The sequence below is a fragment of the Pseudomonas sp. DR208 genome (genome assembly GCF_019823005.1).
Classification (GTDB): domain Bacteria; phylum Pseudomonadota; class Gammaproteobacteria; order Pseudomonadales; family Pseudomonadaceae; genus Aquipseudomonas; species Aquipseudomonas extremorientalis.
This window is the reverse complement of sequence record NZ_CP081944.1, coordinates 6,110,036-6,125,477: the sequence shown is the minus strand read 5'-3', so window position 1 is coordinate 6,125,477 and position 15,442 is coordinate 6,110,036. Positions and strand designations below refer to the sequence as shown.

Here is a 15,442-nt window from a genome sequence, read left to right as displayed (position 1 = left end):
CCTACAAGGCAGCGGGCATTGTACGCAGAGCCTGAAGATGATCCATACCTGGGGCGAGGGCTTTTGTGGTGAGCGAGTTTGTTGTGGCGAGCAGGCTTGTTGTGGCGAGCGGGCGTGCCACAACAAGCCTGCTCACCACATTTACAGTCGCAACCGCTTACACGGTATGCAGGTACCAGTTGTACTCAAGGTCGGAGATGGAGTGTTCGAACTCTTCCAGCTCACTTTCCTTACAGGCGACGAAGATATCGATGTATTTAGGATCGATGTACTTGGCCATCACCTCGCTGTCGTCCAACTCGCGCAATGCATCGCGCAGGTTGTTCGGCAGGCTTTGCTCGTTTTGCTCGTAGCTGTTGCCTTCCACCGGTGCGCCAGGCTCGATCTTGTTGGTCAGGCCGTGGTGCACGCCTGCCAGGACCGAAGCCATCAGCAGGTAAGGGTTGGCGTCGGCGCCGGCCACGCGGTGTTCGATACGTACGGCATCGGACGAGCCGGTCGGTACGCGAATCGCCACGGTACGGTTGTCCAGGCCCCAGCACGGCGAGTTCGGCACGTAGAACTGTGCGCCGAAACGACGGTAGGAGTTGACGTTGGGGCACAGGAACGCCATCTGGGCGGGCAGGGTCTCGAGCACACCGCCGATCGCGTGACGCAATGCGGCGTTCTGCTCGGGATCCTCGCTGGCAAAAATGTTCTTGCCGTCTTTGTCCAGGATCGAGATGTGTACGTGCAAACCGTTGCCTGCCTGGCCCGGATACGGCTTGGCCATGAAGGTGGTGTCCATCTCATGGTCGTAGGCGATGTTCTTGATCAGGCGCTTGAGCAGTACCGCGTAGTCGCAAGCCTTGATCGGGTCGGCCACGTGGTGCAGGTTCACTTCGAACTGCGCCGGGGCACTTTCCTTGACGATGGCGTCGGCCGGGATGCCTTGTTCTTTCGCACCTTCCAGGATGTCCTGGAGGCAGTCGACATATTCGTCGAGGTCGTCGATCAGGTAGACCTGTGTCGAGTGCGGGCGTTTGCCGGAGATCGGCGAGCGGGGCGGTTGTGGGCGGCCGTTCACGTTCTCCTGGTCGATCAGGTAGAACTCAAGCTCGAAGGCGGCGCAGATGGTCAGACCGAGGTCGTCGAATTTGCTTACAACTTGGCGGAGCACTTCGCGCGGATCGGCGAAGAAAGGTTCACCTTCAAGTTCGTGCATGGTCATCAGCAGTTGCGCGGTGGGGCGCTTTTGCCAGGGTTCATTGCACAGGGTGTCGGGGATCGGATAACAGATTCGGTCAGCATCACCGATGTCCAGGCCCAGGCCGGTGCTTTCCACCGTAGAGCCGTTGATATCCAGGGCAAATAAAGAGGCAGGCAGGTTAATGCCCTTCTCGTAAACCTTGTGGAGGCTGGTGCGTTCGATGCGCTTGCCGCGCACCACACCATTCATATCCGCAATTAGAAGGTCTACGTACAGAACCTCAGGATGATCCTTAAGGAACGCGTTCGCTTCGTTAAGCTGAACGGCACGCGGGGGTACCGACATGATGCAACACCTTTGTTGTTAAAAATATCAATCATTGATCTTTTCTGGTTTCAGTCAACCCGAACGGCATGCCGAAGTCAAGCGAGGCCTTTTTTGCCCTAAAAAAGCGCCGTGAAGGCTTTTTTGGGGCTTTTTGGGGCGGTTTTTTGGGTTTGAGAGGCTTGGGACTCGCAGGCTTGAGCGGGCCGTGTTGTATTTTTTACGGGGGTGTTGTGTAAAAAAATGAACAAGGCTAAGCTCGATTCAAACCCATAACAGCAATAATACCGGGGTGCTTCATGTTTCACCTGCCGCCCAACGGCGTCTTGGCCTGCTTCAGCCAGGCTGTGTCATCCGTATTTTCCTCCCGCGTGATAGCGCGCCCCCCGGCCAATATTCTTGACGCCCGGTCTACCCTCTTTTTTGCTTCCTCATTTGTCAGAGAGCGGCGTGCGCCCTGCGTGCTGCTCAAGATTGCGCACAACTTTGGCGTGAGGAATGCAACGCAGCAGCAAATGGCAGGTAAGCTCCTACCCTGAACGAAAAAAACGACGCGGATGCTGCGTCAAACAACGCCTGGCCTTTAATGGATGCCAGGAAACCCAGCCCAGAGGCATTTATGAGTAACAACCTCGACCAGCTCACCGATTGGTTGAAAGACCACAAGATCACAGAAGTCGAATGCATGATTGGCGACCTCACCGGCATCACCCGGGGCAAGATCTCGCCGACCAACAAGTTCATTGCCGAAAAGGGCATGCGCCTGCCCGAAAGCGTTCTGCTGCAGACCGTGACCGGCGACTATGTCGAAGACGACATCTATTACGAATTGCTCGACCCGGCCGACATCGACATGATCTGCCGCCCCGACCAGAACGCCGTGTTCCTGGTGCCTTGGGCCATCGAGCCGACCGCCCAGGTGATCCACGACACCTACGACAAGCAAGGCAACCCGATCGAGCTGTCGCCGCGCAACGTGCTCAAGAAGGTCCTCAAGCTCTACGCCGACAAAGGCTGGCAGCCCATCGTGGCGCCGGAGATGGAGTTCTACCTGACCAAGCGCTGCGAAGACCCTGACTTCCCGCTGCAACCGCCGATTGGCCGTTCCGGCCGCCCGGAAACCGGTCGCCAGTCTTTCTCTATAGAAGCCGCCAACGAATTCGACCCGCTGTTCGAAGACGTCTACGACTGGTGCGAACTGCAGGAGCTGGACCTCGATACCCTGATCCACGAAGACGGCACGGCGCAGATGGAGATCAACTTCCGTCACGGCGATGCCCTGTCCCTGGCCGACCAGATCCTGGTGTTCAAGCGCACCATGCGCGAAGCCGCGCTCAAGCACGACGTGGCCGCCACCTTCATGGCCAAGCCGATGACCGGCGAGCCCGGTAGCGCGATGCACCTGCACCAGAGCATCATCGACATCGCCACCGGCAAGAACGTCTTCTCCAATGAAGACGGGACCATGAGCCAGCTGTTCCTCAACCACATTGGCGGCCTGCAGAAATTCATCCCTGAACTGCTGCCGCTGTTTGCCCCCAACGTGAACTCGTTCCGCCGCTTCCTGCCCGACACCTCGGCGCCGGTGAACGTGGAATGGGGCGAAGAAAACCGCACCGTCGGCCTGCGCGTACCGGATGCCGGCCCGCAGAACCGCCGTGTGGAAAACCGCCTGCCGGGTGCCGACGCCAACCCGTACCTGGCGATTGCCGCCAGCCTGTTGTGCGGCTACATCGGCATGGTCGAAGGCCATAACCCGAGCGCGCCGGTGGTGGGCCGTGGTTACGAGCGGCGCAACCTGCGCCTGCCGTTGACCATCGAAGACGCCCTGGAGCGCATGGAAAACAGCAAGACCATCGAGAAATACCTGGGTCAGAAATTCATCACAGGCTACGTCGCGGTCAAGCGGGCCGAGCATGAAAACTTCAAGCGCGTGATCAGTTCGTGGGAGCGGGAATTCCTGCTCTTTGCCGTCTGATACGCCGGGCGCGCCCTTTGAACGGCGCGCCCTTTACTGAAAAGTCTAGGAGATTGGTATGTCCAGCAACAACCCGCAAACCCGTGAATGGCAAGCCTTGAGCAGCGATCACCACCTGGCGCCGTTCAGCGACTTCAAGCAATTGAAAGAGAAAGGCCCACGGATCATCACCAAAGCCCACGGCGTTTACCTGTGGGACAGCGAAGGCAACAAGATCCTCGACGGCATGGCCGGCCTGTGGTGCGTGGCGATCGGTTATGGCCGCGATGAACTGGCTGACGCCGCCGCCAGGCAAATGAAAGAACTGCCGTACTACAACCTGTTCTTCCAGACCGCTCACCCGCCAGTGCTGGAACTGGCCAAGGCCATTTCCGACATCGCACCGGCCGGTATGAACCACGTGTTCTTCACCGGTTCCGGCTCCGAAGGCAACGACACCATGTTGCGCATGGTTCGCCACTACTGGGCGATCAAGGGCCAGCCAAACAAGAAAACCATCATCAGCCGCAAGAATGGCTACCACGGTTCCACCGTGGCCGGCGCCAGCCTGGGCGGCATGACGTATATGCATGAGCAGGGCGACTTGCCGATCCCGGGCATCACCCACATCGCCCAGCCGTACTGGTTTGGCGAAGGCGGCGACATGAGCCCGGAAGAATTCGGCGTGTGGGCCGCCAACCAGTTGGAAGAAAAGATCCTGGAACTGGGCGTGGACAACGTCGGTGCCTTTATTGCCGAGCCGATCCAGGGTGCCGGTGGCGTGATCGTGCCGCCGGACACCTACTGGCCGCGCATCAAGGAAATCCTCGCCAAATACGACATCCTGTTCATTGCCGACGAAGTCATCTGCGGTTTCGGTCGCACCGGTGAGTGGTTCGGTAGCGACTTCTACGACCTCAAGCCCCACATGATGACCATCGCCAAGGGCCTGACCTCGGGCTACATCCCGATGGGCGGCCTGATCGTGCGCGATGACGTGGTGGCGGTGCTCAACGAAGGTGGTGATTTCAACCACGGCTTCACCTACTCCGGTCACCCGGTGGCCGCTGCAGTGGCCCTGGAAAACATCCGCATCATGCGCGATGAAAAAATCGTTAACCGTGTGCATGATGAAACGGCACCGTATTTGCAGAAACGCCTGAGGGAGTTGGCGGATCATCCGCTGGTGGGCGAAGTGCGCGGCGTGGGCATGCTCGGTGCCATTGAACTGGTGCAGGACAAGGCCACCCGCAAGCGCTACGAAGGCAAGGGTGTCGGCATGATCTGCCGCACGTTCTGCTTCGAAAATGGCCTGATCATGCGCGCCGTGGGCGACACCATGATCATTTCGCCGCCGCTGGTGATCAGCAAGGCAGAAATCGACGAGCTGGTGACCAAGGCTCGGCAGTGCCTGGACCTGACTTTGGCGGCATTGCAGGGCTAAGTGCTAGGCTCAGAACGCAGTGGCTTTCGGGTGCTGCGTTCAGGGCAGTTATAAATGAGGCTTTGGTTGAAAGCCGGCCTCGGAACTTGCCAGACTGTCGCCCTGTTTTGTTGCCCTTTGGCTGGGCTACTCAACATTGAAAGCTTGTGGCCCAAAAAAGAAAAAATCGGAGCATCACCAAATGAAGGCATTAGGTTTGAAGAACGCTGGCAAGACCCTCCTCGCCTTGTCCCTGATGGGCGCAATGGCGGGCGCGGCCCAGGCAGACGATAAAGTGCTGCACGTCTACAACTGGTCCGACTACATTGCACCGGACACCATCGCCAACTTTGAAAAAGAGTCGGGCATCAAGGTGGTGTACGACGTTTTTGACAGCAACGAAACCCTGGAAGCCAAGTTGCTGGCAGGCAAGTCCGGTTACGACATCGTCGTGCCGTCGAACAACTTCCTCGCCAAGCAGATCAAGGCCGGTGTCTACCAGGAGTTGGACAAGTCCAAGCTGTCCAACTACGACAACCTGAACAAATCCCTGCTCAAGGCCGTGTCGGTCAGCGACCCGGACAACAAGCACGCCTTCCCGTACATGTGGGGCTCGATCGGCATCGGCTACAACCCGGAGAAGGTCAAGGCCGCGCTGGGCGTGGACAAGATCGACTCGTGGGACGTGCTGCTCAAGCCTGAAAACATCGCCAAGCTCAAAAGCTGCGGCGTGAGCTTCCTCGATTCGCCAACCGAAATGCTGCCGATCGCGCTGCACTACCTGGGCCTGCCGACCGACAGCCAGAAGAAAGATGACCTCAAGCAAGCCGAAGCGCTGTTCCTGAAGATCCGTCCTTCGATCGGCTACTTCCACTCTTCCAAGTACATTTCCGACCTGGCCAACGGCAACATCTGCGTGGCCGTGGGTTACTCGGGTGACATCCAGCAGGCCAAGTCCCGCGCGGCCGAAGCCGGTGGCAAGGTCAAGGTGGCCTATGACATTCCGAAAGAAGGCGCTGGCAGCTTCTTCGACATGGTCGCCATCCCTAAAGATGCCGAGAACGTCGACGCGGCCTACAAGTTCATGAACTACCTGCTCAAGCCTGAAGTCATGGCATCGATCACCAACAGCGTGCGTTTCCCGAACGGTAACGAGAAGGCCACCGCGCTGGTCGACAAAGACATCACCAGCGACCCGGGCATCTACCCGCCAGCGGATGTGCAGGCCAAGCTCTACGCCATTGCCGACCTGCCGGCTGCGACCCAGCGTGAAATGACACGCAGCTGGACCAAGATCAAGTCCGGTAAGTAAGCGCTGAAACCGGTGGAGGGGCAGTTTGACTGCCCCTCTCACAAATTAAATAACAGAAAGTTTTGCCGGATCGGTTTATCGAGGGTAAGTTGCGCGCCGGTTTTGTTGCCGGGCAACAACTTTGGGCCCAACTATTTAAGAGGACCTCCACTTGCCAATTTCTTTATTTCGCAAAGCCATGCTGGTGGGTGCAGGTATCACGCTGACGTTGAGCGTACAGGCCGCACCGACCGTGCATATTTATAACTGGTCGGATTACATCGGCGACGACACCCTGGCCAACTTCGAAAAGGCCAGCGGCATCAAGCCCGTGTATGACGTGTTTGACTCCAACGAAACCCTGGAAGGCAAGCTGCTGGCCGGGCGTACCGGCTACGACGTGGTGGTGCCGTCCAACCACTTCCTGGGCAAGCAGATCAAGGCCGGGGCATTCCAGAAGCTCGACAAGTCGTTGCTGACAAATTACGCCAACCTTGACCCGGCGCTGCTCAAGCGCCTGGAAAAGAACGACCCGGGCAACCAGTACGCCGTACCGTACCTGTGGGGCACCAATGGCATCGGCTACAACGTCGATAAAGTGAAGGAAGTGCTGGGCGTCGACCATATCGATTCCTGGGCCGTGCTGTTCGAGCCGGAAAACATGAAGAAACTGGCGACGTGCGGCGTGTCGTTCATGGACTCGGCGGACGAAATGCTGCCGGCAGTGCTCAACTACATGGGCCTGAACCCCAACAGCGAGAACCCTGAAGACTACAAGAAGGCCGAAGCCAAGCTGCTCAAAGTGCGACCCTACGTGACCTACTTCCATTCTTCCAAATACATCTCGGACCTGGCCAACGGCAACATCTGCGTGGCGGCCGGGTTCTCCGGCGATGTGTTCCAGGCCAAGGCTCGCGCAAGCGAAGCGGGCAAGGGCGTGAACATCGCCTACGCGATTCCGAAGGAAGGCGGCAACCTGTGGTTCGACGTGCTGGCCATCCCCAAGGATGCCACCAACGTCAAAGAAGCCCACGCCTTCATCAACTATTTGCTGCAACCTGAGGTGATCGCCCAGGTCAGTGATTACGTCGGTTACGCCAACCCTAACCCAGGGGCGGACAAACTGATGAAGCAATCGATACGCACGGACGAAGCGGTTTACCCACCGCAGGCGGTACTCGACAGGACCTTCGTCAACTTCGAGCTACCCCCGAAAGTGCAACGTTTGATGACCCGTAGCTGGACCAAGGTCAAGACGGGCAAGTAAGGCTCAAACTATCCAAGGTTCGCCCGCCTCGGGCGCACAGAAATTTTTGTTGGGAGTTTCGTAAATGGCAGTTGCCTCCGGCGCCTATAAGAAAGCCCTCGAAGGGGACCAGACACCGAAGAAGGTGCTGGTCAAAATCGACCGGGTCACGAAGAAGTTCGACGAGACGATTGCCGTGGACGATGTGTCCCTGGAAATCAAGAAGGGCGAGATCTTCGCCCTGCTCGGCGGTTCGGGTTCGGGCAAGTCCACCTTGCTGCGCATGCTCGCAGGTTTCGAGCGCCCGACCGAGGGCCGCATCTACCTCGACGGCGAGGACATCACCGACATGCCGCCCTACGAGCGGCCGATCAACATGATGTTCCAGTCCTACGCCCTGTTCCCGCACATGACCGTGGCGCAGAACATCGCCTTCGGCCTGCAACAGGACAAGATCCCCAAGGCCGAGATCGACGCCCGCGTGGCCGAGATGCTCAAACTGGTGCAGATGAGCCAGTACGCCAAGCGCAAGCCGCACCAGTTGTCCGGTGGCCAGCGCCAGCGTGTGGCCCTGGCCCGTTCCCTGGCCAAGCGTCCGAAACTGCTGTTGCTCGATGAGCCCATGGGCGCCCTCGACAAGAAGCTGCGTTCGCAGATGCAACTGGAGTTGGTGGAGATCATCGAGCGCGTGGGCGTGACCTGCGTGATGGTGACCCACGACCAGGAAGAGGCCATGACCATGGCCGAGCGCATCGCGATCATGCACCTGGGCTGGATCGCCCAGATCGGCAGCCCGATCGACATCTACGAAACGCCTACCAGCCGCCTGGTGTGCGAGTTCATCGGCAACGTCAACATCTTCGACACCCAAGTGGTCGATGACGCCGAAGGCCACGCGGTGCTCAAGTGCCCGGACCTGGACCGCGACATCTATGTGGGCTACGGCATCGCCACCTCGGTGGAAGACAAGTCGGTAACCTACGCCATCCGCCCGGAAAAACTGTTGGTCACCACCCAAATGCCGACCTGCGAGCACAACTGGTCCAGCGGCAAGGTGCACGATATTGCCTACCTGGGCGGCCATTCGGTGTTCTACGTGGAGTTGCCGAGCGGCAAGCTGGTGCAGTCCTTTGTGGCCAACGCCGAGCGCCGTGGCCAGCGGCCGACCTGGGGTGACCAGGTCTACGTATGGTGGGAAGACGACAGCGGCGTGGTACTGCGCTCATGAACATGAAGAAGCTCAAGCGCCGCCTGCAACGAATAACGCCCAGTGGCCGTCATGCGGTCATTGGCATTCCCTTCCTGTGGCTGTTCCTGTTCTTCATGCTGCCGTTCTTCATCGTCCTGAAGATCAGTTTTGCCGAAGCCGACGTGGCGATCCCGCCGTATACCGAGATCTACACCTTCGTTGAGCAGAAACTGCAGTTGGTGCTCAACCTGGGCAACTACGCGATGCTCGGCGACGACGAGTTGTACATCGCTGCGTACCTGGGCTCGCTGAAAATGGCGTTCTTCAGCACGCTGCTGTGCCTGTTGATCGGCTACCCGATGGCCTATGCCATTGCCAGTGCGCGCAAAGAGATGCAGACCGTGCTGGTGCTGCTGATCATGATGCCGACCTGGACCGCGATCCTGATCCGCGTGTATGCGTGGATGGGCATCCTCAGCAACAACGGTTTGCTCAATGGCTTCCTGCTGTCCATCGGCTTGATCAACGAGCCGCTGCAGATCCTCAACACCAACATCGCGGTGTATATCGGCGTGGTCTATTCGTACCTGCCGTTCATGATCCTGCCGCTGTACGCCAACCTGGTGAAACACGACCAGAGCCTGCTGGAAGCCGCTTCGGACCTGGGTTCGAGCACCTTCAACAGCTTCTGGAAGATCACCGTGCCGCTGTCCAAGAACGGCATCATCGCCGGTTGCATGCTGGTGTTCATCCCCGTCGTGGGCGAGTTCGTGATCCCGGAACTGCTGGGCGGCCCGGAAACCCTGATGATCGGTAAAGTGTTGTGGCAAGAGTTCTTCAACAACCGTGACTGGCCGGTGGCCTCCGCCCTGGCGGTGGTGATGCTGGCGATCCTGATCGTGCCGATCATCCTGTTCAACCGCAGCCAAGCCAAAGAGATGGAGGGCAAGATATGAAGCGCTTCAGTTTCTCGAGTTTCATGCTGGTGGCGGGGCTGCTGTTCATCTACCTGCCGATGCTGATCCTGGTGATCTACTCGTTCAACGAATCCAAGCTGGTGACAGTGTGGGGCGGTTGGTCGATCAAGTGGTACGTGGGCCTTCTGGACAACACCCAGTTGATGGGCTCTGTGGCGCGTTCCCTGGAAATCGCCTGCTACACGGCAGTGGCCGCGGTAGCGCTGGGCACCCTGGCGGCCTTCGTGCTGACGCGCATCAGCCAGTTCAAGGGCCGCACGCTGTTTGGCGGCCTGGTGACCGCGCCATTGGTGATGCCCGAGGTGATCACCGGTCTGTCGCTGTTGCTGCTGTTCGTGGCCATGGCGCAGATGATCGGCTGGCCCCAGGAGCGTGGCATCGTCACCATCTGGATCGCCCACACCACGTTCTGCGCGGCGTATGTGGCGGTGGTGGTGTCGGCGCGCTTGCGTGAGCTGGACCTGTCGATCGAAGAAGCGGCGATGGACCTGGGTGCGCGGCCGTGGAAGGTGTTCTTCCTGATCACCATCCCGATGATTGCGCCGTCGCTGGCGGCGGGCGGCATGATGTCGTTCGCGTTGTCCCTGGATGACCTCGTGCTTGCCAGCTTCGTATCGGGCCCGGGCTCGACGACCTTGCCGATGGAGGTGTTCTCGGCGGTGCGCCTTGGGGTCAAACCCGAAATCAACGCCGTGGCCAGCCTGATCCTGCTGGCGGTGTCGCTGGTGACCTTCCTGGTGTGGTTCTTCAGCCGGCGTGCCGAAGAGATGCGCAAGAAGGCCATTCAGCAAGCGATTGAAGAAGCCGCTGCCGATGGCTGGCAGCAGCCGGACAAGCGCCGGGCAGCTGCACCGGTCTAAATGTGGGAGGGGGCTTGCCCCCGATGACAGTGTGTCAGCCAATGGATATGTGGCTGATGCTCCGCTATCGGGGGCAAGCCCCCTCCTACGTTTGATTGCATTTCAAGTCCAGGGCGACTTGCGGATCACCTCCACAAAATTCATCGGCTTGAACCCCGGCTCCTGATCCACCAGCACATCCGTCTTCACGTTGCCGAACGTGGTCTGCGGACGATGGCGCAAGCCGTCGGCAAACGCGCAGATGATGCACTCCTTGAACCCCTCGCCGCGTGGGTGCGCATGCACCACGGCTTCGCGCTGCAAGCTGGAAAACGCGGCGTAGTCCATGCCCAGCACGTCCATTTCAACGCCGGCCGTCACCAGTGCCACAGTCGGGCGCAAATGTTGCGGCACGCCTGGGGTGGTGTGCAGGGCGATGGACAGCCACACCTGTTCAATATCGTCATCGCTCAGCCCATATGGCTTGAGGAACGCGGCCGCGGCGTTGGCACCGTCGACTTCGAAGCGCTCGTTGTCACTGCGATGGCCTTCCACCAGGCCCAGGTCATGGAACATCGCGCCGACATAGAGCAGCTCCGGGTTGTAGGCCAGTTGCTTGCGTTCACCGCTCAAGGCGCCGAACAGGAATACCCGGCGCGAGTGGTGGTAGAGCAGGTCGGATTCGACGTCGCGGATGTATTCGGTGGTGGCCTTGGCCAGGGCGCTGTCCGGAATCGGGATGCCGGCGATGGTGGTGGTCATGGTGGTTCTCCTCAACAAAGCGCCGGGGGTGGCGCCGATGAGTCCAGTCTGTTCGCGTGGCCGCCAAGGGGCCATCGCGGCGGGGGAGCGATCCCGGCCAATGTGCTGGCATATCACGCCAAGGGTGTACTCGGTCAAATGTAGGCGCTGGCTTGTCGGATCGCCGCACTGCTGCGATATCATCACCGCGGTATACCTGATGGACCGAGTCGCTTGCATCGCAGGCAAGCCAGCTCCCGCAGGGTTTTGCGTTCGCCCGGACATAAAGGTCTACCCATGCAAAAAACCGTCGCCATCCTGATCTTCCCCGGCGTCCAGTCACTGGACGTGAGCGGTCCCATGGACGTGTTCTGCGAAGCCAACCGTTTTCTGCCGTCGCAGGATCATTACCGGTTGGACGTCATCGGCTTCGGTCACGGCAACATGGTTGCTTCCAACGGCCTGTCATTGCAGGCCCATCGGCACTACAGCGACGCGTTGCAAGCGTATGACCTGCTGCTGGTGGCGGGTGGCCCGCAGTTGCCCTTCGAAGACTTCGGCGCCGAGTTCGATGCTTGGTTGCGTGGCGCCACGGCGCGTGCGCAGCGCTTCGGCTCGATCTGCAACGGCGCTTTCCTGCTGGCCCGCGCCGGGCTGCTGGACGGGAAAACCGTGACCACCCACTGGAACGATGCGGCGGATCTGGCGCGCTTGTGCCCCACGGCTCAGGTCGAAGCCGACCGTCTCTACGTGCAGGACGGCAGTCTCTACACCTCGGCCGGGGTCACGGCGGGCATCGATCTGTCGTTGTATCTGTTGGCCCAGGATCATGGCCCGGAAGTCGCGCTGAGCGTGGCCAAGCGCCTGGTGGTGTTCACCCAGCGGTCGGGCGGGCAGTCGCAGTTCAGCCCGTTTCTGACGCCCCACGCCGAAACCACCTCGGCGGTAGCGCTGGTGCAGTTGTATGTGTTGGCGAACCTGACCGGGGACCTGACCATTGCCGATCTGGCCAAGGCCGCGAACATGAGCGCACGCAACTTCTCCCGGGTGTTTGCCCGTGAGGCGCGGATCACGCCGGCGGAGTTTGTCGAGCGGGCGCGGGTGGATGCGGCGCGGGTCATGCTGGAAAGCAGCCCCGCACCGCTCAAGACCGTGGCCTACCAATGCGGCTTTCGCGACGCCCAGCACATGCGCAGTGTGTTCAACCGCCGCCTGGGCGTGACGCCGCAACAGTTCCGGCTTAACTTTGCGGCGCCGGTATAGGCGCCGGTTACTGCGGCGCGCGCGCGGGCAACAGCTTCAGTGTCCCGCGCGTATTGGCCGTCACTTCCTCATCGGTGAAATGCGCCTGTTCGTAGCCACCTTCGATGTAGGTTTCGGCCTGGTCGCTGTAGTGTCGGTCAAACGGCACGCCACTTTGCCCGACCGGGTTGATGGTCAGTGCGTGAGCCGCATCGGCGAAGTCGATCAAGCGGCGGGTCGAGGGGCCGTAGGTGACCGGCCACGGCGCCGGGCCGATCATGGCCGACTGGTTGTTCGGCACTTCATGGGTGCCCGGCGCAGGGAACGGGCCGACGTTGAATACCTTGTCCAAAGGCTTCTGCATGCCCAATGGATGGCCGTGGGTCAGGGTATGCGCGGTGCCCCACTGCCATTGGCCCGGGTCATCGCCGAGGGTGGCCTTGAGGTGCGCGAGGCTGTTGTCCCAGGCGAGCTTGACGGTATCGGCGCGCTTGCCATCCCACCACGGTGAGTCCGGCGTGGCGGCCAGGCGTGGCAGGGCGGCGTCGATCACGCGGGTGGTGAGCAGGGTCTTGAACATGCCGTCGCCGAGTTTCGGGTGGAAGGCCGCGTCGGTCAGGTTGAACAGGAACTGGTTGAACAGCGTGGCGCTGGTGGAGTCCAGCGGGTAGTCACCTTTCCAACGTGCAAGCTGCTCCACCAGTTTCAACTGTGCCGGGTCCTTGACCACCTCACGCAGTACCGGCAACAGCGGCGCCAGCAGGCGCGGGCCGAAAGCGGTGGTGGTGCCCAGTTGCAAGGCCTGGCTGTTGTTCACGTCCCATTTCACGCTCTTGTCGCTCAACTGCGCATTCAACTGCTGGCCACGGTCGGCCAGGTTGTAATAGCCGGGGATCTCCATACCGGTGGGCGACGCGGGCTGAGCATTGGCCGACACCACATAGCCGCGTGCCGGGTTTTCTTCCTGCGGGTTGGCGCTGAAGGGGTAGAAACCCGGTTTATCGGCCTGTTCGGTACTGCCATCGAGGATGAAACCGGGGTTGACCCCGGCCGGGCGAATCGGCAATTGCGCCGCCGCCCACCAGCCGATATCGCCCTTGGCGTTGGCCCACACGATATTCAGGCCCGGCGCGGACACCTTGGCTGCAGCGGCTCGGGCCTTGGCCAGGGTGTCGGCGCGGTTGAGCTGGTAGAAGCCTTCGAGGATCGGATTCTGGGTGTCGAGGAACGCCCACCACATGGCAATCGGGGTCTTGCCGGCGTTCTCGCCGAGCACGTCATTGATGATCGGGCCGTGGGGCGATTGGCGCAGGGTCAACGTCATCGGCGCCTGGCCCTTCACCGCGATCTGTTGCTCGGTGCGGGTCATGTCGACCCACTGGCCGTGGTACCAGACCTGGTTGGCATTGTCCGGGTTGACCTTCTCGGCGATCAGGTCGAGGTCGTCGTTCTGGAACATGGTCAGGCTCCAGCCGAAATCCAGGTTGTGTCCCAAGAATGCCATCGGCACCAGTGCGTTGTGATAGCCATACAGCTCGAAACCCGGCGCCGACAGCTGCGCTTCGTACCACACCGACGGCACCGAGAAACGAATATGCGGGTCACCCGCCAGCAACGGCTTGCCGCTCTTGGTACGGTTGCCGCTGATGGCCCAGGCGTTACTGCCTTCGAACTGCGGCAGGCCGTTGTCGGCCAGGGCCTGTTCGCTCAGTGACGCGAGGGCGCCGAGGGTCTGCCAGTCGCTGGCGGCGAGGTTGAGGGCGCCCTTGGGCTGCCAGTCGAGGTCAAAGATTTTCAGGTAGTCGCTGCCCAACTGGTCGCGTACGTAAGTCAGCAAAGGCTCGGTGCGAAACGCGGCGGCAAAGCTGTAGGCCATATACCCGGCGACGCTGATGGTGTCTTCGGCGGTGAACGGCCGCTTGGGGATGCCCAGCACGTCGAACTCCATCGGGCGGGCGTGGCTGTCCTGATACTGGTTGATCCCGTCCAGATAGGCTTGCAGGGCCTTCCAGTGCGCCGACTCATGATCCAGTTGCGCCACATAGGTCGCGGCGCGGTCGCGAATGCGCAGGCTGCGGAACAGTTTGTCGGTCTCCAGCACCTTCGGCCCGAGCACTTCGGCCAATTCGCCACGCGCCAGGCGCCGCATGATTTCCATCTGGAACAGACGGTCCTGGGCATGCACATAGCCCAGGGCGCGATACAGGTCGGTTTCGTTCTCGGCGCGGATATGCGGCACGCCACGGTCGTCGTAGCGCACCGTGACCGAGCCTTGCAGGTTGGCCAGCGTCACCGTGCCCTGGCGGGTGGGCTGCTTGCTATAGACGTATGCGCCTGCGCCAAGGGCAGCCAGCACGACCAGAACCGCGAACACCTGCAAGACGCGCTTCATGAACATTCCTTACCAAGAGAGAGGCGGGTTACGAGCCTTTTGGCCACGAACAATAGCAGCCCACCGCCAGGGTGTGAGTAGCATTTATCTCGCGCCCCACTTCAAGGGCCTTCAGGATCGGCTCAATAAAGCTGTTGCTGGAATTGCACGTGAGGCCCTCGCTGTAGGGCCCGAAATACGCGAGCTTGCCTGTGCGATCCCAGATCCCCACGGCCGGGCTGGCCGGCACCTGGTCGGCGCCGGGCAGGGCGGCGAGGGTTTTCATCGTGCGCAGGTTGTCGGGCAGTTGGCCGTGGCTGCCGGGCTTTTGCAGGGCGTAGAACTCGACGCCTTGGGGCGCGTACTGCTCGATCAACTCGCCCAGGTGCTGCTGGTTGCCGACGTTGCACGGGCAGGCTGGGTCCCAGAAGTGCACCAGGCGGATCGGGCCGGGGCCGGCGAGGTCGGCGGGCAGCTTCAATGGGTCACCGGAAAACACCGCCGTGTGTTCGCTGAAGGCGCGCAGGTAGCGGCCCTGGAACCAGTCATACGCCGCCCACAGCACGCCCGCACAGATAACCAGGATCAGGCTGGCGAATAGAGCGGTGCGGTAGGGCTGTCGCATTCAGATGTATCCTCGAAGGTCGCGTAGC

12 protein-coding genes are annotated in these 15,442 nt (G+C 60.7%); 8 read left to right on the top strand and 4 right to left on the bottom strand.

Going from position 1 to position 15,442, the window contains the following annotated elements; genetic code table 11:
* Positions 1-157: 157 nt before the first annotated feature.
* On the bottom strand, positions 158-1,534 hold the full coding sequence (locus tag K5K89_RS27795) for a glutamine synthetase family protein (protein WP_003213894.1): 1,377 nt from the start codon (positions 1,532-1,534) through the stop codon (positions 158-160).
* Positions 1,535-2,132: 598 nt separating this feature from the next.
* On the opposite strand from K5K89_RS27795, the gene K5K89_RS27790 reads away from it, so the two are divergent.
* The 7 genes from K5K89_RS27790 to K5K89_RS27760 all read left to right on the top strand — a co-directional run bounded on the left by K5K89_RS27790 (position 2,133) and on the right by K5K89_RS27760 (position 10,456).
* Positions 2,133-3,491 carry a glutamine synthetase family protein gene (locus K5K89_RS27790; RefSeq protein WP_003176780.1) on the top strand — a complete coding sequence of 453 codons (1,359 nt, stop codon included), beginning with the start codon at positions 2,133-2,135 and terminating at the stop codon, positions 3,489-3,491.
* 58 nt (positions 3,492-3,549) lie between these two features.
* Complete coding sequence (locus K5K89_RS27785) at positions 3,550-4,914, top strand: aspartate aminotransferase family protein (RefSeq protein WP_222540610.1); 1,365 nt, start codon at positions 3,550-3,552, stop codon at positions 4,912-4,914.
* A gap of 196 nt (positions 4,915-5,110) precedes the next feature.
* Positions 5,111-6,205, top strand: coding sequence for a polyamine ABC transporter substrate-binding protein (locus K5K89_RS27780; RefSeq protein WP_071490483.1), 1,095 nt, complete (start codon positions 5,111-5,113; stop codon positions 6,203-6,205).
* Positions 6,206-6,356: 151 nt separating this feature from the next.
* Positions 6,357-7,451 carry a polyamine ABC transporter substrate-binding protein gene (locus K5K89_RS27775; protein ID WP_071490428.1) on the top strand — a complete coding sequence of 365 codons (1,095 nt, stop codon included), beginning with the start codon at positions 6,357-6,359 and terminating at the stop codon, positions 7,449-7,451.
* Between the two features lie 64 nt (positions 7,452-7,515).
* Positions 7,516-8,658, top strand: coding sequence for an ABC transporter ATP-binding protein (locus tag K5K89_RS27770; protein ID WP_222540608.1), 1,143 nt, complete (start codon positions 7,516-7,518; stop codon positions 8,656-8,658).
* On the top strand, positions 8,655-9,575 hold the full coding sequence (locus K5K89_RS27765) for an ABC transporter permease subunit (protein ID WP_058426489.1): 921 nt from the start codon (positions 8,655-8,657) through the stop codon (positions 9,573-9,575). The genes K5K89_RS27770 and K5K89_RS27765 overlap by 4 nt, the downstream gene beginning before the upstream one ends.
* On the top strand, positions 9,572-10,456 hold the full coding sequence (locus K5K89_RS27760) for an ABC transporter permease subunit (protein ID WP_058426490.1): 885 nt from the start codon (positions 9,572-9,574) through the stop codon (positions 10,454-10,456). Before K5K89_RS27765 ends, K5K89_RS27760 begins: the two co-directional genes overlap by 4 nt.
* A gap of 102 nt (positions 10,457-10,558) precedes the next feature.
* Here K5K89_RS27760 and K5K89_RS27755 read toward each other — a convergent pair whose 3' ends face one another.
* Positions 10,559-11,197 (bottom strand): HD domain-containing protein, encoded by a 639-nt coding sequence (locus K5K89_RS27755; RefSeq protein WP_071490426.1) that lies wholly within the window; start codon positions 11,195-11,197, stop codon positions 10,559-10,561.
* Positions 11,198-11,473: 276 nt separating this feature from the next.
* Here K5K89_RS27755 and K5K89_RS27750 point away from each other — a divergent pair, with 276 nt between their 5' ends.
* Positions 11,474-12,439 carry a GlxA family transcriptional regulator gene (locus tag K5K89_RS27750; protein WP_222540607.1) on the top strand — a complete coding sequence of 322 codons (966 nt, stop codon included), beginning with the start codon at positions 11,474-11,476 and terminating at the stop codon, positions 12,437-12,439.
* A gap of 7 nt (positions 12,440-12,446) precedes the next feature.
* Here K5K89_RS27750 and K5K89_RS27745 read toward each other — a convergent pair whose 3' ends face one another.
* Both K5K89_RS27745 and K5K89_RS27740 read right to left on the bottom strand, forming a co-directional pair.
* Positions 12,447-14,810, bottom strand: a complete 2,364-nt coding sequence (locus K5K89_RS27745) for a penicillin acylase family protein (RefSeq protein ID WP_222540606.1) — start codon at positions 14,808-14,810, stop codon at positions 12,447-12,449.
* 28 nt (positions 14,811-14,838) lie between these two features.
* Complete coding sequence (locus tag K5K89_RS27740) at positions 14,839-15,414, bottom strand: DUF6436 domain-containing protein (RefSeq protein ID WP_071490423.1); 576 nt, start codon at positions 15,412-15,414, stop codon at positions 14,839-14,841.
* Positions 15,415-15,442: the final 28 nt, after the last annotated feature.

Excerpts from the sequence above, each read along its gene's own strand:
- K5K89_RS27785 (WP_222540610.1), top strand. The coding sequence starts at position 3,550 with ATGTCCAGCAACAACCCGCAAACCCGTGAATGGCAAGCCTTGAGCAGC.
- K5K89_RS27745 (WP_222540606.1), bottom strand. The coding sequence starts at position 14,810 with ATGAAGCGCGTCTTGCAGGTGTTCGCGGTTCTGGTCGTGCTGGCTGCC.
- K5K89_RS27750 (WP_222540607.1), top strand. The coding sequence starts at position 11,474 with ATGCAAAAAACCGTCGCCATCCTGATCTTCCCCGGCGTCCAGTCACTG.
- K5K89_RS27740 (WP_071490423.1), bottom strand. The coding sequence starts at position 15,414 with ATGCGACAGCCCTACCGCACCGCTCTATTCGCCAGCCTGATCCTGGTT.
- K5K89_RS27765 (WP_058426489.1), top strand. The coding sequence starts at position 8,655 with ATGAACATGAAGAAGCTCAAGCGCCGCCTGCAACGAATAACGCCCAGT.
- K5K89_RS27795 (WP_003213894.1), bottom strand. The coding sequence starts at position 1,534 with ATGTCGGTACCCCCGCGTGCCGTTCAGCTTAACGAAGCGAACGCGTTC.
- K5K89_RS27790 (WP_003176780.1), top strand. The coding sequence starts at position 2,133 with ATGAGTAACAACCTCGACCAGCTCACCGATTGGTTGAAAGACCACAAG.
- K5K89_RS27755 (WP_071490426.1), bottom strand. The coding sequence starts at position 11,197 with ATGACCACCACCATCGCCGGCATCCCGATTCCGGACAGCGCCCTGGCC.
- K5K89_RS27770 (WP_222540608.1), top strand. The coding sequence starts at position 7,516 with ATGGCAGTTGCCTCCGGCGCCTATAAGAAAGCCCTCGAAGGGGACCAG.
- K5K89_RS27760 (WP_058426490.1), top strand. The coding sequence starts at position 9,572 with ATGAAGCGCTTCAGTTTCTCGAGTTTCATGCTGGTGGCGGGGCTGCTG.